General features: G+C 69.6%; 18 protein-coding genes, 2 tRNA genes, 1 other RNA gene and 1 pseudogene. 7 read left to right on the top strand and 15 right to left on the bottom strand.

Annotated features, from left to right (window positions below; genetic code table 11):
• The 4 genes and pseudogenes from HOQ08_RS05930 to HOQ08_RS05915 form a co-directional block, all read left to right on the top strand.
• Window positions 1-182 (top strand): annotated as a pseudogene (locus HOQ08_RS05930) (AAA family ATPase); the annotation flags it as partial.
• 2 nt (window positions 183-184) lie between these two features.
• The gene (locus HOQ08_RS05925) at window positions 185-1138 is read left to right on the top strand and encodes a DUF58 domain-containing protein (RefSeq protein WP_291192452.1); all 954 of its coding nucleotides are present in this window, start codon (window positions 185-187) and stop codon (window positions 1136-1138) included.
• Window positions 1135-3120 (top strand): DUF3488 and transglutaminase-like domain-containing protein, encoded by a 1986-nt coding sequence (locus tag HOQ08_RS05920; protein WP_291192451.1) that lies wholly within the window; start codon window positions 1135-1137, stop codon window positions 3118-3120. Before HOQ08_RS05925 ends, HOQ08_RS05920 begins: the two co-directional genes overlap by 4 nt.
• Window positions 3121-3167: 47 nt before the next feature.
• Window positions 3168-3770, top strand: coding sequence for a Slp family lipoprotein (locus HOQ08_RS05915; protein ID WP_291192450.1), 603 nt, complete (start codon window positions 3168-3170; stop codon window positions 3768-3770).
• Between the two features lie 68 nt (window positions 3771-3838).
• Here HOQ08_RS05915 and HOQ08_RS05910 read toward each other — a convergent pair whose 3' ends face one another.
• From HOQ08_RS05910 to HOQ08_RS05875, 8 genes are all read right to left on the bottom strand, one after another.
• The gene (locus tag HOQ08_RS05910) at window positions 3839-4183 is read right to left on the bottom strand and encodes a histidine triad nucleotide-binding protein (RefSeq protein WP_291192449.1); all 345 of its coding nucleotides are present in this window, start codon (window positions 4181-4183) and stop codon (window positions 3839-3841) included.
• A gap of 61 nt (window positions 4184-4244) precedes the next feature.
• Entirely contained in the window at window positions 4245-4844 is a 600-nt protein-coding gene (recR, locus tag HOQ08_RS05905; protein ID WP_291192448.1) for a recombination mediator RecR, read from the bottom strand.
• A gap of 67 nt (window positions 4845-4911) precedes the next feature.
• The gene (locus HOQ08_RS05900) at window positions 4912-5235 is read right to left on the bottom strand and encodes a YbaB/EbfC family nucleoid-associated protein (protein ID WP_291192447.1); all 324 of its coding nucleotides are present in this window, start codon (window positions 5233-5235) and stop codon (window positions 4912-4914) included.
• 13 nt (window positions 5236-5248) lie between these two features.
• On the bottom strand, window positions 5249-6928 hold the full coding sequence (gene dnaX / locus HOQ08_RS05895) for a DNA polymerase III subunit gamma/tau (RefSeq protein ID WP_291192446.1): 1680 nt from the start codon (window positions 6926-6928) through the stop codon (window positions 5249-5251).
• A 129-nt stretch (window positions 6929-7057) separates the two neighbouring features.
• Window positions 7058-7154, bottom strand: an RNA gene (gene ffs / locus HOQ08_RS05890) — signal recognition particle sRNA small type.
• 58 nt (window positions 7155-7212) lie between these two features.
• Window positions 7213-7305: transfer RNA gene (locus HOQ08_RS05885), tRNA-Ser, on the bottom strand.
• Between the two features lie 98 nt (window positions 7306-7403).
• Window positions 7404-8162, bottom strand: coding sequence for an MBL fold metallo-hydrolase (locus HOQ08_RS05880; protein ID WP_291192445.1), 759 nt, complete (start codon window positions 8160-8162; stop codon window positions 7404-7406).
• Entirely contained in the window at window positions 8159-8887 is a 729-nt protein-coding gene (locus tag HOQ08_RS05875) for a 3-deoxy-D-manno-octulosonic acid kinase (RefSeq protein ID WP_291192444.1), read from the bottom strand. Before HOQ08_RS05875 ends, HOQ08_RS05880 begins: the two co-directional genes overlap by 4 nt.
• A 48-nt stretch (window positions 8888-8935) precedes the next feature.
• Here HOQ08_RS05875 and HOQ08_RS05870 point away from each other — a divergent pair, with 48 nt between their 5' ends.
• Window positions 8936-9979, top strand: a complete 1044-nt coding sequence (locus HOQ08_RS05870; protein WP_291192453.1) for a glycosyltransferase family 9 protein — start codon at window positions 8936-8938, stop codon at window positions 9977-9979.
• A 277-nt stretch (window positions 9980-10256) separates the two neighbouring features.
• On the opposite strand, the gene HOQ08_RS05865 is transcribed toward HOQ08_RS05870, so the two are convergent.
• From HOQ08_RS05865 to hisS, 3 genes are read right to left on the bottom strand one after another with little or no spacing between them, the layout of a single operon-like run.
• Entirely contained in the window at window positions 10257-10661 is a 405-nt protein-coding gene (locus HOQ08_RS05865) for a DUF6165 family protein (RefSeq protein ID WP_291192443.1), read from the bottom strand.
• A 14-nt stretch (window positions 10662-10675) separates the two neighbouring features.
• On the bottom strand, window positions 10676-12628 hold the full coding sequence (locus HOQ08_RS05860) for an aromatic amino acid ammonia-lyase (RefSeq protein WP_291192442.1): 1953 nt from the start codon (window positions 12626-12628) through the stop codon (window positions 10676-10678).
• Window positions 12629-12684: 56 nt separating this feature from the next.
• Window positions 12685-14058, bottom strand: coding sequence for a histidine--tRNA ligase (gene hisS / locus HOQ08_RS05855; protein ID WP_291192441.1), 1374 nt, complete (start codon window positions 14056-14058; stop codon window positions 12685-12687).
• Between the two features lie 158 nt (window positions 14059-14216).
• Between hisS and HOQ08_RS05850 the strand changes: the two genes are divergently transcribed.
• Window positions 14217-14293 (top strand) — tRNA-Pro (locus HOQ08_RS05850).
• 48 nt (window positions 14294-14341) lie between these two features.
• Here the strand turns inward: HOQ08_RS05850 and HOQ08_RS05845 are convergent.
• Window positions 14342-15145 (bottom strand): ferritin-like domain-containing protein, encoded by an 804-nt coding sequence (locus HOQ08_RS05845; protein WP_291192440.1) that lies wholly within the window; start codon window positions 15143-15145, stop codon window positions 14342-14344.
• Between the two features lie 83 nt (window positions 15146-15228).
• On the opposite strand from HOQ08_RS05845, the gene HOQ08_RS05840 reads away from it, so the two are divergent.
• Complete coding sequence (locus tag HOQ08_RS05840; protein ID WP_291192439.1) at window positions 15229-15606, top strand: VOC family protein; 378 nt, start codon at window positions 15229-15231, stop codon at window positions 15604-15606.
• 9 nt (window positions 15607-15615) lie between these two features.
• On the opposite strand, the gene purF is transcribed toward HOQ08_RS05840, so the two are convergent.
• From purF to HOQ08_RS05825, 3 genes are all read right to left on the bottom strand, one after another.
• The gene (gene purF / locus HOQ08_RS05835; RefSeq protein ID WP_291192438.1) at window positions 15616-17091 is read right to left on the bottom strand and encodes an amidophosphoribosyltransferase; all 1476 of its coding nucleotides are present in this window, start codon (window positions 17089-17091) and stop codon (window positions 15616-15618) included.
• 54 nt (window positions 17092-17145) lie between these two features.
• Window positions 17146-17745: a CvpA family protein gene (locus HOQ08_RS05830; RefSeq protein ID WP_291192437.1), complete on the bottom strand. Its 600-nt coding sequence runs from the start codon at window positions 17743-17745 to the stop codon at window positions 17146-17148.
• Between the two features lie 22 nt (window positions 17746-17767).
• Window positions 17768-18504: SPOR domain-containing protein (locus HOQ08_RS05825; RefSeq protein WP_291192436.1), on the bottom strand; the 737-nt coding region annotated here is incomplete at its 5' end.

Here is an 18504-nt window from a genome sequence, read left to right as displayed (position 1 = left end):
CGGGCCTCGCCCTGCTCGGCGCCGCGCGCGCCTGGGCCCTGCTGAGCGGCCGCGGCCACGTGCTGCCGGAGGACATCCAGGCGCTGTTCGTGCCTATGACCGCGCACCGGCTGGTGCCCTCCCGCGGCGCCAGCGGCGATGCGCTGGCCCGGGCCCTGCTGGCCGACACCGCGGTCGACTGACCGTGCGCGACACGCTGCGCCGCCTGCAGCAGCTGGCCGAGCGCCGGCTGCCCGCGCTGACCCGCTTCCGTCGCGCCGAGCCGCTGCCGATCGAACTGCACCGCCGGCGCATCTACATCGTGCCGACCGGCTTCGGCATCGGCTTCACCCTGCTGCTCATGGTGATGTTGGTGGGAGCGCTGAACTACTCCAACAACGCCGCATTGCTGCTCACCTGCATGCTCGGCGCCGCCGGCGCGGCCAGCATGCTGATCGCCTTCCGCACGCTCGACGGCCTGGCGCTCGCCGGCGTGCGGGCCGGCCAGGCAATCGCCGGCGAGGCGCTCGCGCTGACCCTGGAGTTCGAGTCGGCGCGCCCGCGCAATGCGGTCCGGGTGGACCTGGGCGCCACCAGCCAGGCCTTTGTGATCGACGCCTCCGGCAAGGCCGACGTCACCTTGCCGCTCGCCACGGTGAAGCGTGGCTGGCAACCGTTGCCGCGGCTGCGCGTATGGACCACCTGGCCGCTGGGACTGTTCCGTGCGTGGAGCTGGCTGCATCCGGAGCAGTCCGTGCTGGTGTGGCCACGGCCGGAAAGCGGCGGCCCACCGCCGCGCCTGCCGGCCGACGAAGGCCTGCGCCCGCGCCTGCACCACGGCGAAGACCTGGCCGCCCTGCGCGACTATCGCAGCGGCGATCCGCGCAAGCACATCGCGTGGAAGGCCAGCGCGCGGCTGGGCCAGTTGCTCAGCAAGGACTTCGAGCAACCGGAGTCCCGCCCCGAGTGGCGCCTGGACTGGCGCGAGCTGGACGGCATGGACAACGAGGCCCGCATCGCCAGGCTCGCCCGCTGGCTGGGCGAAGCCCATGCACAGGGGCGCCGCCACAGCCTGTGGCTGCCGGGCCAGCCGATCGAGGTCGGCAGCGGGCCTGGCCACTACGCGCGCTGCATGAGCGCACTGGCGTCGCTGCCGTGATCGGGATCAGGCGCCGCCCTCCCGTCGAACCGGCCCTGGACGCCCGCGCGTTCGACCTGCTCAGCCTGACCATGGCCTGCGTGCTCGGCGTGCATGCGGTACATCTGCCGTGGTGGCTGGACATCGCGCTGGCGCTGATACTGGCCATGCGCTGGCGGCAGCGCCGCCGCCACGGCTCACGCGCGCCGCTGCTGCTCAAGCTGCCGCTGATCGGCCTGCTGGCGGTCGCGGTGGTCTTCAGCTACGGCACGATCTTCGGCCGCGAGCCCGGTTCGGCACTGGCCGTGGGCCTGCTGGTGCTCAAGCTGCTGGAGAGCGAAACGCCGCGCGATGCGCGCGTGGGCGTCAGCTTCGCCTGCTTCGGCCTGATGGCGGCGTTGCTGTTCGACCAGGGCCTGGTCGTGACCTTCGTCGTGGCGCTCGGCCTGCTGCCTGCGCTGGCCACGCTGCAGGCGCTGGAGCCGGCGCAGCCGGCCGCACCCTTGCCGCGAGCGCTGCTGCCCGGTCTCGCACTGCTGGCGGCAGCGGTACCGCTGGCCCTGCTCGCCTTCGTGCTGGTGCCGCGGCTCAGTTCGCCGCTGTGGGGCGCTCCCAACCCGGCCGAAGCACGCACCGGCCTGAGCGAGCGCATGTCGCCCGGCAACTTCACCGATCTGCTGACCGACGACAGCCCCGCCATGCGGGTCACCTTCGACGGCCCGCTGCCGGCGCCCGAACTGCGCTACTTCCGCGGCTACGTGATGTGGCTCTACGACGGGCGTACCTGGGAGCACGCGCAGATGCACCGGGCGGGCGGCGTGTCCCATTCGCCCGAACCGGTGGAAGCCGACAGCAGCGTCACCTACCGGATCGATCTGGAGCCCAGCGACCGCACCCTGCTGCCGGCCCTGGACGTGCCCCTGGCGGCGCCGGCCGATGCTCAGCTCAGCCCCGACCATGAGGTGTTCGCCAAACAGCCGGTGCGCGAGCTGCGGCACTACACCTTGCGCTCGGCCGTGCGCTACCGGCTGCAGGCACAGCTGCCGCAAGCCGCCCGCCTTCTTGCGCTGCGCCTGCCGCATGGGTTCAACCCACGCACCCACGCGCTGGCCGCGCAGTGGCGGGCGCGCTACGGCAACGACGATGGAGCGATCGTGCAGGCGGCGCTGTCGCTGTTCCACGACGGCGGCTTCCGCTACACGCTGGTGCCCGCACCGTTGGGGCGCGACGCCGTGGACGATTTCCTGTTCGGCACGCGCGAGGGCTTCTGCGAGCACTATGCCTCGTCCTTCACCGTGCTGATGCGCGCCGCGGGCATCCCCGCGCGCGTGGTCACCGGCTACCAGGGCGGCTACTGGAACCGGCTGGGCAACTACCTGCTGGTGCGCCAGTCCGACGCGCATGCATGGAGCGAAGTGTGGCTGGACGGGCGCGGCTGGGTGCGGGTGGACCCCACCGCCGCGGTGCGGCCGGAACGGGTCAGCCTGGGCGCTGCGGCCGCGGCGGGCGACCAGCTCGGCTGGACACAGCGCGGCTGGCTCGGGGCGCTGCGCAACCGCTGGGACGTGGTCAACCACTGGTGGACGGAGGGCGTTATCGGTTTCGACGCCCTGCGCCAGCGCGGCCTGCTGACCCCGTTCGGCGTGCGGGAAACCGGCACGGCCACGCTCGGCCTGCTGCTGGCAGTCGGCATGGCGCTGTTCGTGGCGCTGGGCATAGGCTGGGCGCTGTGGCGGCGCGAACGACCCGAACCGCTGCGCCAGGCGCTGCGCCGGCTGGAAGCCAGACTCGGCCGTTGCGGCATCACACGCCGTCGCGGCGAAGGACCGCAGCATTACCTGCGCCGCGCAGCCCGCGCCCTGCCCGCGCAGCGCAGCGAACTGGAGCGATTGATGAACCGCTACCTCGACCTGCGCTACGCCAGCGACGAACCCCGGCCTGAACTGTTGCGCCAGTTCCAGCGGGCGGTACGGGAATTCCGGCCCCGGCGCGTGGTCAAATGAACGCCGACGCGGCCGCCATGCGACCGCTATCCCCAGGGAGAACCATCATGTCATTTCCTTATCGCCCTCTGGCCCTGGCTACCGCCTTCGGCCTGCTGACCGCCTGCGCAACGGTGCCCCAGCCGCTGCAGGGCACCTACTCCAACGTGAGCACGGCCGGCGCCCAGCAGGGCGGCGCCGGCGGCGCGAAGGTGCGCTGGGGCGGCGAGATCATCTCGACCGAGCCGGGCCCACAGCAGACCTGCTTCTACGTGCTCTCGCGCCCGCTGGACAGCCAGGCGCGGCCGGAAGCCGGGACCAGCGGCGCGACCGAAGGCCGCTTCGTCGCCTGTCACGAGGGCTTCTACGATCCGGAGGTGTTCACCCGCGGCCGCGAGCTGACCGTCACCGGCACGCTGCACGGCACCGTGACCAAGAAGGTGGGCGAGTACGACTACGCCTACCCGCGCGTGGAGGCCGACGTGGTCTACCTGTGGCCCAAGCGCCCGGTGACCGTGAACTACCCGCCGGGCTTCTACGATCCGTTCTGGGGTCCCGGCTGGGGCCCGTACTGGGGACCGTGGGGCGACCCGTTCTGGAACCGCCCGCGCGTGATCGTGGTGCGCCCGGCGCCGGTTCCGGCCCCTGCGCCCAAGCCCGGCGGCAAGTAAGCCGTCTCCTTGCCAACGGCAGAACGCCGGCCCTGTGCCGGCGTTTTTTTGTCTGCGGAGCGCGAGCCTCAGCCGGGCGGCCAGTTCATGCGCCTGCCCGCCAGCAGATGCACGTGGAGGTGGAACACCGTCTGCCCGCCATGTTCGTTGCAGTTGATCACGGTGCGATACCCCTGCCCGGCCAATCCTTCCTGCCTGGCGTAGTCCGCAGCGGCGAGCAGCACCTTGCCCAACAATTCGGCGTCGCCCGGCCGCGCGTCGTCCAGCGTGGGCAGCGGCTTCTTCGGGACGAACAGCACGTGCACCGGCGCCTGCGGATTGAGATCGCGAAAGCCGACGACGTCGTCGTTCTCATAGACGATATCGGCCGGGATTTCGTGCCGGACGATCTTGCCGAAGATGGTGTCGCCCATGCCTGACTCCTCATGCGGATTCACAGGCGCAAAGCATACCTGCGAACCGCCGCGGGCCGGCCTATTCCAGCGCCTGGCGGCTGCCGAACGCGTGCGCCAGCGTGCCGCGGTCGACGTATTCCAGTTCGCCGCCGAGCGGTACGCCGTGCGCGAGGCGCGTCGGCCGCACGCCGCCGGCATGCGCAAGCTGCGCCAGGTAGTGCGCGGTCGCCTCGCCCTCGACGGTGGGGTTGGTGGCGATGATCATTTCCTCGATCTCGCCTTCGCCCAGACGAGCGCTGAGCTGCGCCAGGCCGAGTTCCTCCGGGCCGAGGCCATCGAGTGGCGACAACCGCCCCAGCAACACGAAGTATTGCCCGCGATAGCCGGTAGCCTGCTCGATCGCAGCCAGGTCGGTGGGTGATTCGACCACGCACAGCACGTGACGGTCGCGGCTGGCGCTGGCGCACAGCGCGCACACCGGCTCCTCGCTGAAGTTGCGGCAGCGCGTGCAGTTGCCGATGCGCTCCATCGCCTCGCGCAGCGCAGCGGCCAGCTTCAGGCCACGCGTGCGCTCACGTTCGAGCAGATGGAACGCCATCCGCTGCGCGCTCTTGCCGCCCACGCCGGGCAGGCAGCGCAGGGCGTCGATGAGGTCGGCGAGAAGGGGGGAACCGGTCATGGGGTAGGCGGATAGGAAGGCGGAAGGGCGCAGGGCCCGAAGTGCCCTTGCAAGTCCGGCTTGCGGCTCAGAACGGCATCTTGAAGCCCGGCGGCAGGTTCATGCCCGCGGTCACGCCGCCGAGCTTGCTGCGGCTGGCCTCGGCCACCTTGTTGACCGCGTCGTTGACCGCGGCGGCCACCAGGTCCTCGGCCATCTCCGGGTCGTCGGCGAACAGCTTGCGGTCGATCTGCACGCGGCGCACCTCATGGGCACCGGTCATCAGCACGGTGACCAGGCCGCCGCCGGCGCCGCCGGTGACCTCCATCCGCGCGATTTCCTCCTGCGCACGCTTCATGTCTTCCTGCATGCGCTGGGCCTGCTGCATCAGCTGACCGATCTGGCCTCTCATGGCATTACTCCACTCAACTCTCGATGGGTTTGATCGACTGCGGCACCACGCGGGCGCCGAAGTCGCGCTTGAGCGATTGCACCAGCGGGTCGTCCTCGATCGCCTGCTCGGCGGCGCTCCGTGCGCTCTCGCGGGCCGAGGCGGCGCGCGCGGCGGGAGTCTGCGCGGCGCCCTGGCTGTCGGCGACGAAGCGCAGCTTGATGCGCTCGCCCAGCGTGTCGCTGATGCGGTCGGCCATCTGGCCGACCATCGGCTCGACCGCCAGGTGCATGTGCGCCGGCTGCAGGGCCAGCACCAGCGTGTTGCCGTCGCGCTCGCGCAGCGCGGCGTTCTGCGCCAGCTGGCCGAGCGGGCCGCGCAGGCCGGCCTGCTCGATCAGCGCGTCCCAGCGCGGCAGGCCGCGCGCGTCGATGGCCACCGTTGCGCGGGGTGCGGATGCATGAGCCGGCGCAACCTGAGGCGCAGGCTCGGATCCCGGCATGGGCTGGGGCGCCGGCGACGGGGCCGCACGGGCGATGGGCGCCTCGCTGCGCGCCACGGAGGGTACCGGTTGCGAGGCCGGCACGGGACGCACCGTGCGATCGCTCGGCGCAGGGCCACCGCCTTCACCGGGGCGGAACGCCAGCATCCGCAGCAGCGCCATCTCGAAACCGGTGCGCGCATCGGGCGCCAGCGCCAGGTCGCGGCGACCCGTGGTGGCGATCTGGTAATACAGCTGCACGTCCTCCGGCTGCAGGCGGCCAGCCAACGCGGCAAGGGTTGTCTCGTCGCTGCCTTCTCCCTCGCCGCGGTAACCCGGCACCAGCTGCATCAACTGGATGCGGTGCAGGGTAGCGGCCAGATCGTCCAGCACGCCGCCGAAGTCGGGCGAGTACGAAGCGATGCGCTCGCACTCGGCCATCAGCCGCGCGCCGTCGCCGTCGGCCAGCGCATCGAGCACGCCCAGCACCTGGCCCCGCGCCACGCTGCCGAGCATGGCGCGCACGTCGTCGGCCTTGAGCGCGCCGCCGCCGTAGGCGATCGCCTGGTCCAGCAGCGAGAGGCCGTCGCGCAGGGAGCCGTCGGCACCACGGGCGAGTTCGCCGATGGCCGCGTCCTCGTAGGCGATCTGCTCGGCATCGAGGATGTGGCGCATCTGGCCGGAGATCTGCTCAGGCAACAGGCGCTTCAGGTTGAACTTCAGGCAACGCGACAGCACCGTCACCGGCAGCTTCTGCGGATCGGTGGTAGCGAGCAGGAACTTCACGTGCGGCGGCGGCTCCTCCAGCGTCTTGAGCAAGGCGTTGAAGGCCGGCTTGGAGAGCATGTGCACCTCGTCCACCAGGTACACCTTGAAGCGGCCGCGGGCGGGCGCGTACTGCGCGTTCTCGATCACCTCGCGCACGTCGTCCACGCCGGTGTTGCTGGCCGCGTCGATCTCCAGCAGGTCGACGAAGCGGCCGGCGTCCACCGCCGTGCACACCGCGCACTCGCCGCACGGGTCGGCCGACTCGCCGCGCTCGCAGTTGAGCGACTTGGCGAAGATGCGCGCGATGGTGGTCTTGCCCACGCCGCGGGTGCCGGTGAACAGGTAGGCATGGTGCATGCGCCCGGTGTCCAGCGCGTTGGTCAGCGCGCGCACCACGTGTTCCTGCCCGACCAGCTCGACGAACTTGCGCGGGCGCCACTTGCGGGCGAGAACCTGATAGGACATGCGTTGGAGCCTGTTCTGCGGGCTGGGCGGTGACCCTTAAGTCAGTGCTGACTTGGGGGCGAAGGCCGATTGTGCCAAGTCGACGCCGGCAAGTCAGCCGAACGCGTCGGAGCCCCGAAATGGCGGCGGCCCCGCCAGCCACACCCCGGCACCCGAATCATCCACTACCGTTGCTTCCTTCCGGACCTGGCGGGGTTTGCGGACTATCGTCGCGGGGGGACCGACGGGGCCACCATGGACTTGCTCGCGCTGCCCGACCTGAGGGTCGGACGCACCGTTTCAACTGGCGGAGAGGGCGGGATTCGAACCCGCGATACGGGGATAAGCCGTATACACACTTTCCAGGCGTGCTCCTTCAACCACTCGGACACCTCTCCGGATTTTCCCTCTGTCGTGCCCTGGGGCGCGGCAAAGAAGCGGAAGGATAGCGGCAGGCCAGAAGCGAAACAAGCGTGTCCGCTGCGCCGGAAGGCGATCAGCCGGCATCCGTCCGCGGCGGCGCCGGAGCCGGCAACGGCACGCGTTCGCCGGCACGCGCGATGGCATGGCCGCGCGCATGCAGCCGCTCGCCATCCTCGGCGCTGCCGTAGTGGTAGAGCACCAGCTGGCGCTGCAGCGCCGCGTCGTATTCGCGCTCCAGATCCTCCACGCCGCTGTGCGAGGGGTTGCCGACCAGCCCGCAATCGTGCAGCACGCGCTCGCCCGCGGCAGCGTAGCGGGCGAGCACCTCCGGCACCGGCCGCGTATCGCCGGTGAACACGAAGCTGCCATGCAACGCCAGGCCGAACGAAGTTTCGGGCCGATGATGGCGGGTGGGAAACACGTCGAACCACCAGCCGTCCAGCCAGAAGCCGCGGCTGCACGGCACCAGCCGGAAAGCCTCCCAATAGTTGACCCCGCCTTCGGCCAGCACGCCCGGATAATCGGCCACGCGCGCCTGCAGCCACGGCACCAGCGCCGCATGGACGAAAACGCGCACGTTGCCGCGCAGCGCCTCGTCGAACCACAGCCGGGTGAACAGCCGCTCCATGCCGCCGACGTGGTCCAGGTGCGTATGGGTGATGTAGATCGCGCGCGGCAACCCGCCGTAGGCGGCGCGGTAGCGGTCCAGCGTGTCCGGGCCGCAGTCGATCAGCAGCACGGGCGCGCCGTCCCGCTCGAGCACGGCGGCGGATGACCCCAGCTCCACCGCGTGGGCGGCGCCCACGCCCAGGAAATGCAGCGACCAGTTCATGCGCCCAGGGTCCGTTCGTAGCCGTAGAGCAGCGGTTCCCAGACGGCCGCCTGGAAGCCGGGAATCAGTTTGGCGGCGCCAAGCTTGAGCAGCGATCGATGCAGGCGCGCCAGGTTGGCCAGCTGCCAGCCTTCGGCTGGCGTGCGCAGTTCGCCGCGGTCGAAATCGATCAGGTACAGCGCCTCGCCCGTCACCAGCACGTTGTGCGCATTGAGGTCGGCGTGCCAGATGCCTGCGCGGTGGAAGCGCGCGACCAGCGCTCCGGTTTCGCGGGCGAGGTCCGCATCCAGCCGACCGGCGGCCAGGCACTGCGCCAGCGTCCGTGCATGCTCGATGCGCCGAGTGATCAGGTCGGCCGTATAGAAGAGCCCGTGGCGCCGGTAGCGCGCCGCGACCGGTGCCGGTGCGGGCAGACCCAACGCCACGGCGCGCGCGAGCAGGCGGAATTCGGCGAAGCTGCGCGTGCCATCCGCACCGGTCCACACGTAGCGGTCGCGATTGAACCTGGCGACCAGGCCGCCGCGGTGATAGTGGCGCAGCACGCCGGCGCCGGCCGGCGTATCGATCACCGCCACGCCCCCGCGCCCGCCATCGAGCGCGTGCAGGGCTCCGCGTTCGCGCCAGTACGCCGGATCGAACCAGTGCGCATCGGGCGCAGGCGCAAGCGTGGCGTCGCACAACACCGTGCCGCCCGCTTCCGCGCGGATCTGCTCCTGCATCATCATGGGCGGCCGAAGGAGAGGTACATGCCGAGCGATTCTAGCCCAAGCCCCCTGCCCGCCCCCGCCTCGCTGTGCCTGCTGCGCACCTCCGCCATCGGCGACGTCACCCATGTGGTGCCGCTGGTACGCACCCTGCGGCAGGCGTGGCCGCAGGCCGCGCTCACCTGGATCGTGGGCAAGCTCGAGCGCAAGCTCGTCGGCGACATCGACGGCGTGGACTTCGTCACCTTCGACAAGGCCGCAGGCTGGCGCGGCATGCGCGAGGTGCACGCCGCGCTGCGCGGACGGCGCTTCGATGCGCTGCTGCAAATGCAGGTGGCATTGCGCTCGAACCTGCTGAGCCTGGGCATCCATGCCGACCGGCGGATCGGCTACGACCGTGCGCGTTCCAAGGATCTGCACAGCCTGGTGATCAACCAACGCATTCCCGCACGCAGCGGCGAGCACGTGCTCGACGCCATCGGCAGTTTCTGCGAACCGCTAGGCCTCAAGCAGACGCAGGTGCGCTGGGACATTCCCATCCCGCAGGAGGCGCACGACTGGGCCGCGCAACAGCTACCCGGCGACGTGCCGACCCTGCTGGTCAGCCCGACTTCCAGCCATGCGCTGCGCAACTGGCGTCCGGAGCGCTATGCGGCGGTGATCGACCACGCACTGGCGCGCGGCTGGCGGGTGGCGCTGGTCGGCGGCCCCTCATCCGGCGAACGTGCGATGGCCGATGCGGTGCTCGCCGCCTGCAAGCGTCAGCCTCTGGATCTCACCGGCAAGGACACGCTCAAGCGGTTGATGGCCATGTTCGGCCGGGCGCAGTTGCTGCTCACGCCGGATTCCGGGCCGATGCACATGGCCAATGCCGCGGGCACCAAGGTGCTGGGACTGCACGCAGCGAGCAACCCCAACCGCTCCGGCCCCTATTCGGACCGCCGCTGGTGCGTGGACAAGTACGACGAGGCCGCACGGCGCTATCTGGACAAACCTGCGAGCGAACTGGCGTGGGGGACGAAGATCGAGCGGCCCGGCGTGATGGAGCTGATCGCGGTGGACGATGTGATCGAGCGGTTCGAGGCGTTTGCCGCGTCACGTGGGCTGGGCTGATTGACTTCCCTCTCCTTTCGGGAGGGGGACTGCGAGTTAGGGTTCGGGCGAACCTCGGCGTCACGCTTCGCCCGAACCCTCACCCGCCTGGCGGCACCCTCTCCCGGCGGGAGAGGGATTCGGCCTTGGGCCCTGAGGCGAGCGCTTCGACTTCGCCCTGCGGGCTACGCTCAGCGCGAACGGGCTTACAAATACGCCGGCACAAACTGACTCCCAAGGCCGTTCGCCTGAGCGCAGACGCACAGCGCCGAAGTCGAAGTCGAAGTCGAAGGGAACCTCATACGCCCGGTGAACGGTAATCCTGGTACGACTTCTCCTCGACCAGCTGCGAGCCCAGCTTGAGGTTGATCTCGCGCTTGACCGCGGCGCGCTCGTCATTGCGGAAGTACACCGAGCGCGCCAGTTCGACGAACTCGGCATCGAACGCCTGCGCCTTTTCCTTCAGGCGGATGCGGTCTTCGATGTCCCACAGCGCTTCGTTGACCGCCAGCAGCCGGGCACGCTCGGCACCGATGTCGGTCCGAGAGGCGGCGTCGCCGGACCAGGTCGCATTGAGCAGGTCCAGCTCGTTGCGCACATTGGCGAGCTTGGCCGGGTCGCTGATCTGGCGCGCCTTGATCTCCAGAATGGTGATCTTGTCGATCAGCTCGCCATGGGAGACGGGGACTTGGATGAGGCTCATGAAAGCTCCGGGAATCAGGGGTAATCGGCCAGCTCGGCAACCAGCCAGGGATGTGCGGCGGCCGCGAACGCGCGCCGGCGCTGCAGGTCGCAGACGGCGCGCACGTCGCCGTCCATCGCGCGATCGCGGTGCATGAAGGCGACGCGCTCGCGCAGCAGCGCGTGGGCGGTCTGCACCGCGGTGCCGGCGTGGAACTCCTCGCTCTGTGCCAGGGCGGCCATCAGCTGGCGCACCTCCTCTTCGAACCTGGCGTGGTGCGGATGGCCCTCGCGTGGTGCGTTGCCGATCTTGGCGGCCAGCGCCTGCCAGTCGCTGCGGGCAGCCAGCCGGCGCGCGGCGTTGAGCATCTCGCGGCGGTAATCCAGCGCCTGCGCGGCGGTGTAGAGCTCCAGCGCCAGCACGTGGCCCAGGTCCTCCATCATTTCCAGCACGTGGCGCGCTTCGTTGGCGCCCATCGAGACGTGGTCCTCGGCGTTCGCGCTGGTCGGCACGGAATACACGCTGGCCGGGTGCGCACGGGTCGCCAGGTCGTTGACCAGCGCCGCGGCGGTGTACTGCACGATCATGAAGCCCGAGTCGGTACCGTCCTCGTTGCCGGTGAGGAAGGCCGGCAGGCCGTCGTTGGTCGCGGGATCCACCAGCTTGTTGAGGCGGCGCTCGGAGATCGAGGCGAGCACCGGAATGGCGGCCTTGACGTAGCTCATCGCCAGCGCCAGCGGCATACCGTGGAAATGGCCGGCCGAGATCACCTGCTCCTCGATGAACTGCGTGCCTTCCGCGTCGGGGAAGATCAGCGGATTGTCGGTGACCGAATTCAGCTCGATGTCGATCACGCGGCAGGCCTGGCTCCAGGCATCGCGCACCGCGCCATGCACCTGCGGCATGCAGCGCAGGCAGTAGGCGTCCTGCGGCTGGTGCTTCTTGCCGCCCTTGAACGGCAGGAAGCGGTCGTAGAAGGCTTCGCGGCCGTGGCGCTGGTTGGCCGGCACCCAGTCCCAGCCGATGTCGAAGGACAGCGCCTGGTCCTCGGGGCGTGCCCATGCCTCGGCCGACCACGGCTTGAAGCGCGGCACCAGGTGGTAGGGGATGTCCACCAGCGTGGAGCCGGCAAGCAGCTGGCGCACGTGCGATGCGGTTTCCACCTGCCCGGGATGCGGACGCAGCGCATGTACCTCCGGGCGCAGCGCACCGCTGCGCCCGGCGAAGGCGTCCAGCGTGGTCGCGGCGGCAAGGTCGGCCACGCCCAGCAGGTATTCCAGTTCGTCCAGCGCCAGCGCGGCGGTGGCCAGCATCTGCGCAGTACCGTTGTTGAGCGCCAGGCCTTCCTTGAAGGACAGCCGGATCGGCTCGAGTCCGGCGCGCTTGAGTGCATCGGCGCCGGCCATGCGCTCGCCTTCGAAGAAGGCCTCGCCGCCGCCCAGCAGCACGATCGCCAGGTGCGAGAGCGGCGCCAGGTCGCCGCTGGCGCCGACCGACCCCTTCTCCGGCACGACCGGCACCACGCCGCGGTTGAGCATCGCGGTGAGCGCCTGCAGGGTCGACACGCGGATGCCCGAATGGCCGCGCATCAGCGTATTGATGCGGATCAGCAGCATCGCCCGCACCACCTCGGGCGCAAACGGTTTGCCCACGCACACCGCATGGGTGACGATCAGGTTGTGCTGCAGTTCCTCCATCAGGCTGGCGCCGCCCTTGGCGGGGTCGCGCGGGTCGGTCTCGCCGATCGCCAGCTCGTCGCGCAGCCGATGGCCGCCCAGCAGCTTGTCGGCGTTGCTGCCGAAACCGGTGGTGACGCCGTAGGTCGGCTCGCCACAACTGACCTTCTCGGCGAGGAAGTCGGCCGCGCGCTGCACGCGCTCGAGCTGGCCGGCGTCCAGTTCCACCTGTGCGCCGCCGCGCGCCACCGCGGCGAGCTGGGCGCGGGTAAGACTGTTGCCGTCGAGCACGATGGGTTTCTGCTTGTTCACGCTTGCCTCGTTCTCAGATTGGGAATCCTCTTCCCGAAGGCGGGAGAGGCATCTGCTCAGCCCATCGCCGCCGCTTGTTCCAGTTCCACCCGCAGCGCCTTGGCCAGCTCGCCGCGCGCCACCTCGAACTGGTCGCCGCGGCGCAGGTCCTTGACCGTGACCACACCCTTGGCCAGTTCGTCCTCGCCCAGCACGAGCGCGAAGCGGATGCCGGTGCGGTCCGCGTACTTGAACTGCCTGGCCAGCTTGCCGCTCTCCAGCACCACCTCGGTGGCGATGCCGGCGGCGCGCAGCTCGCTGGCGATCGCCAGGTAGGCGGGCAGCTGCGCCGGGTCCATCTGGGTCACCAGCACGTCCACCGTGCTGCGCGCAGCGCCCAGCAGGCCGGCCTCGCGCAGCTGCCAGAACAGGCGGGTCAGGCCGATGGAGATGCCCACGCCCGGCAGCTTCGACTTGGTGTACTGGCTGGCCAGGTTCTCGTAGCGGCCGCCCGAGCAGATCGAGCCGATCTGCGGGTGATCGTTGAGCGTGGTCTCGTAGACGGTGCCGGTGTAGTAGTCCAGCCCGCGGGCGATCGAGAGATTCAGTGCGAAGTGCGATTCGGGCACGCCGAAGTCGCGAATCAGGCCGAGTACTTCCTTCAGCTCCGCCCGGCCCTGTTCCAGCGACTCGGGGCCACTGCCCAGCGCGTCGAGCCTGGCGAACGCATCGTCCAGCGAGGTCGAGCGCACCTGCACGAAGTCGAGGATCTTCGCGGCCACATCGGCAGAGAGCCCGAACGCCTCGCCGGTCAGCGTGTCGCGCACGTAGTCGGCGCCGCGCTTGTCCAGCTTGTCCACCTCGCGCAGCACCAGCATCTGCTGCTCGCTGTCGGCGATTCCCAGGCTCTCGAAGTAGCCGCGCATCAGCTTGCGGTTGTTGAGCTGGATGGTGAAGGCGCCGATGTCCAGCCCGCGGAACACGCCGTAGATCACCGCCGGCAGCTCGGCGTCGTAGCGGATCGAAAGACCGTCCTTGCCGATCACGTCGATATCGCACTGGTAGAACTCGCGGAAGCGGCCGCGCTGGGCGCGTTCTCCGCGGTACACGCGCTGCATCTGGTAGCGGCGGAACGGAAAGTTGAGGTCGTGCTCGTGCTCGGCCACGTAGCGCGCCAGCGGCACGGTGAGGTCGAAGCGCAGCGCCAGTTCGGGGGTACCCTCCTTCGCCAGCGCGCCGGTGGACTGCACGAAATACACCTGCCGCTCGGTCTCGCCACCGGTCTTGGTCAGGAGCACGTCGGAGTACTCGATCACCGGCGTCTCCACCGGCAGGAAACCGAAGCATTCGAAGTTGCGGCGGATGGTGTCGAGCATGCGCTGGAACGCGATCTGGTCCAGCGGCAACAGTTCGAGCACGCCAGGCATGGTGCGGGCCGGGGTAAGCGCCATGGAATCCTCTGCTTGCGGGTATCGGGCGCGCGGCAGGCACCGCGCAACGGCAGCCGCTTAGGTTAGCAGATGAGGCCTGTGACACCGGGCAGGCCAAGGACAAAATGTCACCGGCCTGTTGCCAATATCTCACCACATCACTAAGATACGCGGCTCCACGGGGTGTAGCTCAGCCTGGTAGAGCGCTACGTTCGGGACGTAGAAGTCGCATGTTCGAATCATGTCACCCCGACCAAGAATACGAAGAAGGCCACCGTTAGCGGTGGCCTTCTTCGTTTGGGGTTCAGCCGGCCAGTTCGGCCAGCGCCTGCATCTCTTCTTGGTCGAAGCCGGCCGCCTGTCGGGCAGCGAAGTTGAACGGGCCGCGAAGGTTGCCGCCCATGTAGTCGCGCAGCAGCGCCAGGAACGTCGCGCGCGGTTGCAGGCCGTCGCGCTCGCAGCACCAGCGGAACCAGCGCGTGCCCGCCGCCACGTGGGCGACTTCCTCGCGCAGGATCACTTCCAGGATGTCGATCGTGCGCTCGTCGCCGACGCCCCGCAGGCGTTCGATCATGCCCGGCGTCACGTCCAGCCCGCGCGCCTCCAGCACGCGCGGCACCAGCGCCATGCGGGCAAGGTCGCTGTGGGCGGTCTTCTCGGCCATCTCCCACAGGCCGTTGTGGGCATCGAAGTCGCCATAGGCGTGGCCGAGTTCGGCCAGCCGGCCCTGCAGCATCGCGAAGTGGCGCGCCTCGTCGTGCGCGCAGCTGGCCCAGTCGCGGTAGTACTCGGCGGGGAAACCACGGAAGCGGTAGACCGCGTCCCAGGCCAGGTTGATCGCATTGAACTCGATGTGCGCGATGGCATGGACCAGCGCGGCGCGGCCTTCGGGCGTGCCCAAGCCGCGTTGTGGCACCTGGCGCGCTTCGACCAGGCGGGGACGCAGCGGCCGGCCCGGCGCTACGATCGGCTCCAGAGGCGCCGCGCGTGCGTCGGGATGCAGTCCACCACCCTGCAGCGCCCGCCACGCGTCATGGGTCAGACGGAGCTTTTCTTCCGGATCGGAGGCCTTGAGGCAGCGCCGGGCGGCTTGGTGCAGGTCGGTCATGCGGCGAGTTTACGGGTGGCTTGCATTGCCAGTGGCACGGGGCGGCGGCATAGTGGCGCCCCAGGTCTTCCAGGGATCGGGATATGTCCAGCCTCCGTGCCATCGAGATCAAGGCGTTCGTACCGGCGCGCGACTATGACCTGTCGCGGCGCTTCTATGCCGACGTGGGCTTCGAGGAACGGTCGAACTTCGACGGCGTGGCCTACTTCGCCCTGGGGGAATGCAGCTTCCTGCTGCAGCGCTTCTACGAGCAGGCGCACGCCGACAACTTCATGATGCATCTGCTGGTGGAAGACGCCGATGCCTGGCACCGGCGCCTGGTCGAGCGGGACATCGTCGGCCGCTATCGCGAACACAACGTGCGCATGACCACCCCGGCGGACCGCCCGTGGCGCATGCGCGACTTCCACCTGATCGATCCGACGGGCGTGTTGTGGCACATCGGCCACAACATCAGCTGAGCGGCGGCATCAGGCGCTGCGGCGTGCGGCCTTGGCGTCGTCCGAGCGCAGCATCTCGATCTGCTGCAGGTAATCGCGGTCCAGGCCGGTGACGTACTCGCCGGAGAAGCACGAGGTATCGAACTGCTTCAGCTCCTCGTTGCCGTCCTGCACCGCACAGACGAGGTCGTCCAGGTCCTGGTAGATCAGCCAGTCGGCGCCGAGCAGTTGCTCGACTTCCTTCTCGCTCTTGCCGGCGGCGACCAGCTCGCTGGCCGAAGGCATGTCGATGCCGTAGACGTTGGGATAGCGCACCGGCGGCGCGGCGGAGGCGAAGTAAACCTTCTTCGCACCCGCGTCGCGGGCCATCTGGATGATCTGCTTGGACGTAGTGCCGCGCACGATCGAGTCGTCCACCAGCAGCACGGTCTTGTTGCGAAACTCCAGATCGATCGCGTTCAGTTTGCGGCGCACCGATTTCACGCGGTCGCCCTGCCCCGGCATGATGAAGGTGCGACCCACATAGCGGTTCTTGACGAAGCCCTCGCGGAACGGCACGCCAAGCACGCCGGCCAGCGAGCTGGCGGCGGTGCGCGCGGTATCGGGAATCGGGATGACCGCATCGATGCCGTGATCCGGGCACTCGCGCAAGATCTTCTGCGCCAGCTTTTCGCCCATGCGCAGGCGCGCCTTGTAGACCGAGACGTCCTCGATCATCGAATCGGGCCGCGCCAGATAGACGTACTCGAAGATGCACGGCGCATGCACCGCGCCTTCGGCGCAGCGGCGCGCATGCAACTGGCCGTCGACGGTGATGAACACCGCCTCGCCCGGCGCCACGTCGCGCAGGCGCTTGAAGCCCAGCACGTCGAAGGCGACCGATTCGGAGGCCACTGCGTACTCGCGCCCCTCCGGCGTCACGCGCTCGCCCAGCACCAACGGGCGGATGCCGTGCGGGTCGCGGAAGGCCAGCAGGCCGTAGCCCTGGATCAATGCGAGGCAGGCGTAGCCGCCGCGTGCGCGCGCATGCACGCCGGCGACCGCCTTGAAGATCTGGTCGGGCGTGAGCGCCATGCGGTCCTGGATCTGCAGCTCGTGTGCCAGCACGTTGAGCAGCACCTCGGAGTCCGAGTCGGTGTTGATGTGCCGACGGTCGTCCTGGAACATTTCCCGGCGCAGCGCCTCGGTGTTGACCAGGTTGCCGTTGTGGGCAAAGGCGATGCCGTAGGGCGAGTTGACGTAGAACGGCTGCGCCTCGTCGGCATTGTCCGAGCCGGCGGTCGGGTAGCGGCAATGCCCGATGCCGATGTGGCCGCGCAGGCGGCTCATCGAGCCCTGGTTGAACACGTCGCGCACCAGGCCGTTGCCCTTGTGCAGGCGCAGGTGCGCGCCATCGACGGTGACGATGCCGGCGGCATCCTGGCCGCGGTGCTGCAGCACCGTGAGTCCGTCATAAAGCGCCGATGCCACTTCGGTGGTACCGACGATGCCGATGATTCCGCACATGTTGATGCCTGCGTCTGGATTGAGCGTGCTTGTGAAGCCGTGCTTGGAACGTGTTCAGATAACCGTGGCGGGCGCCGCCGAAACGACAGATTGCGCCGGCGCGGGTGAACCACCCGGGAGGACGGGCAGCGTCGGCAAGCCCGGCGGCAACCTCGGCAACCCGGCCGGCGGGTGCAGGTAGCGGCGCACGTCCGCCGGCACCCGCTCCCCCAGCCAGCCGGCGGCGAGCTTGAACTGCGGCAGCAGCATCGACTCCTGCCAGCCTGCCTCGCGCGGGAGCGCGGTGAAGCCCGCCAGGAACACCGCCAGCGTCACCAGCAGCACGCCGCGCGCAAAGCCGAACAGCATGCCCAGCAACCGGTCCAGGCCGCCCAGGCCGGTGCTCCAAAGCAGCCGGCGCACGATGAAGCGCAGCAAGGCTCCGAGGACCAGCACCGCCACGAAGCACAGGCCGTAGCCGAGCAGGATGCGCGCGGCCGGCAGCGAGATGCCGTGCCCGAACCGGCTGGCGACCACCGGCCCCAACACCCATGCCGCCCAGAACGCGGCGATCCACGCTGCCAGCGAAAGCACTTCCGACACCAGTCCGCGCCACAGCCCGATCAGCACGGACAAGGCCAACGCGACGAGGATGGCGTAGTCGATCCAGTTCATCCGCTGCCCCTGCGAACGCGCCTTACGGCACGCTCACCACGTTGCCGGCCATGCCCAGCCGGGCCTTGATCTGGTCGCGCACGCGCTCGGCGTCGGCGCGCTGGGTCTGCGGGCCGGCGCGCACGCGCCACAGCTGGCGACCGCCGGAGCTGACCGTGTCGACGAAGCCGTCGAAGCCCGACGCGCGCAGCTTGTCGCGCAGCGCGCTGGCGTCGGCCTGGCTGCCCATCGCCGCCACCTGCACCGCAAAGCCGCCCGCCCGTGCGGGCGCTGTGGCTGGCGCAGCGGCCACGTCACCCTGTTGGTCGCTGGCGCCACTTTCAAGGTGCGCCGGTGCGCCCGGAATGCTCTGGGTGATCCTCAGGCGCGCCGCTTCGGCGGCCGTACGCGTCTGGAACGGACCGGAGGTCACCAGCGTCAGCGCCTTGCCGCCCTGGCTGACCGGATGGCCGGTCACCGGATAACCCAGCGCGCGCACCTTTTGCATCAGGCGCTGCGCACCGGCGCTGGAATAGGCGCTGAGGTTGAGCGGGTAGATGCCGCGCGCGGCGGTCCCGGCAGTTCCAGTTTCGGCGACCCCGGCGGTGCCGGCAGGCCTGGGCTGGATGACCGGTGCGGGTGCGGGCGGCACGACTTTGGCCGGCGCGGCTGAGGACGCTGGCGAGGCGGCCGCATTCGGTTCCATCTCCACGTCGCGTGGGCGGCGCGAGGCGATGTCGACGGTGGCCAGGCGGTCCGACGGCGGCGGTGCAGCCGACT

Origin of the sequence: Frateuria sp. (genome assembly GCF_013362045.1) — a bacterium.
In the GTDB taxonomy this organism is placed as follows: domain Bacteria; phylum Pseudomonadota; class Gammaproteobacteria; order Xanthomonadales; family Rhodanobacteraceae; genus Frateuria_A.
This window is presented reverse-complemented; position numbering and strand designations above follow the sequence as displayed.

Excerpts from the sequence above, each read along its gene's own strand:
- HOQ08_RS05865 (WP_291192443.1), bottom strand. The coding sequence starts at position 10,661 with ATGAGCCTCATCCAAGTCCCCGTCTCCCATGGCGAGCTGATCGACAAG.
- HOQ08_RS05900 (WP_291192447.1), bottom strand. The coding sequence starts at position 5,235 with ATGAGAGGCCAGATCGGTCAGCTGATGCAGCAGGCCCAGCGCATGCAG.
- HOQ08_RS05880 (WP_291192445.1), bottom strand. The coding sequence starts at position 8,162 with ATGAACTGGTCGCTGCATTTCCTGGGCGTGGGCGCCGCCCACGCGGTG.
- HOQ08_RS05845 (WP_291192440.1), bottom strand. The coding sequence starts at position 15,145 with ATGACCGACCTGCACCAAGCCGCCCGGCGCTGCCTCAAGGCCTCCGAT.
- HOQ08_RS05875 (WP_291192444.1), bottom strand. The coding sequence starts at position 8,887 with ATGATGATGCAGGAGCAGATCCGCGCGGAAGCGGGCGGCACGGTGTTG.
- HOQ08_RS05830 (WP_291192437.1), bottom strand. The coding sequence starts at position 17,745 with ATGAACTGGATCGACTACGCCATCCTCGTCGCGTTGGCCTTGTCCGTG.
- recR (WP_291192448.1), bottom strand. The coding sequence starts at position 4,844 with ATGACCGGTTCCCCCCTTCTCGCCGACCTCATCGACGCCCTGCGCTGC.
- HOQ08_RS05910 (WP_291192449.1), bottom strand. The coding sequence starts at position 4,183 with ATGGGCGACACCATCTTCGGCAAGATCGTCCGGCACGAAATCCCGGCC.
- HOQ08_RS05915 (WP_291192450.1), top strand. The coding sequence starts at position 3,168 with ATGTCATTTCCTTATCGCCCTCTGGCCCTGGCTACCGCCTTCGGCCTG.
- hisS (WP_291192441.1), bottom strand. The coding sequence starts at position 14,058 with ATGGCGCTTACCCCGGCCCGCACCATGCCTGGCGTGCTCGAACTGTTG.
- HOQ08_RS05840 (WP_291192439.1), top strand. The coding sequence starts at position 15,229 with ATGTCCAGCCTCCGTGCCATCGAGATCAAGGCGTTCGTACCGGCGCGC.
- purF (WP_291192438.1), bottom strand. The coding sequence starts at position 17,091 with ATGTGCGGAATCATCGGCATCGTCGGTACCACCGAAGTGGCATCGGCG.
- dnaX (WP_291192446.1), bottom strand. The coding sequence starts at position 6,928 with ATGTCCTATCAGGTTCTCGCCCGCAAGTGGCGCCCGCGCAAGTTCGTC.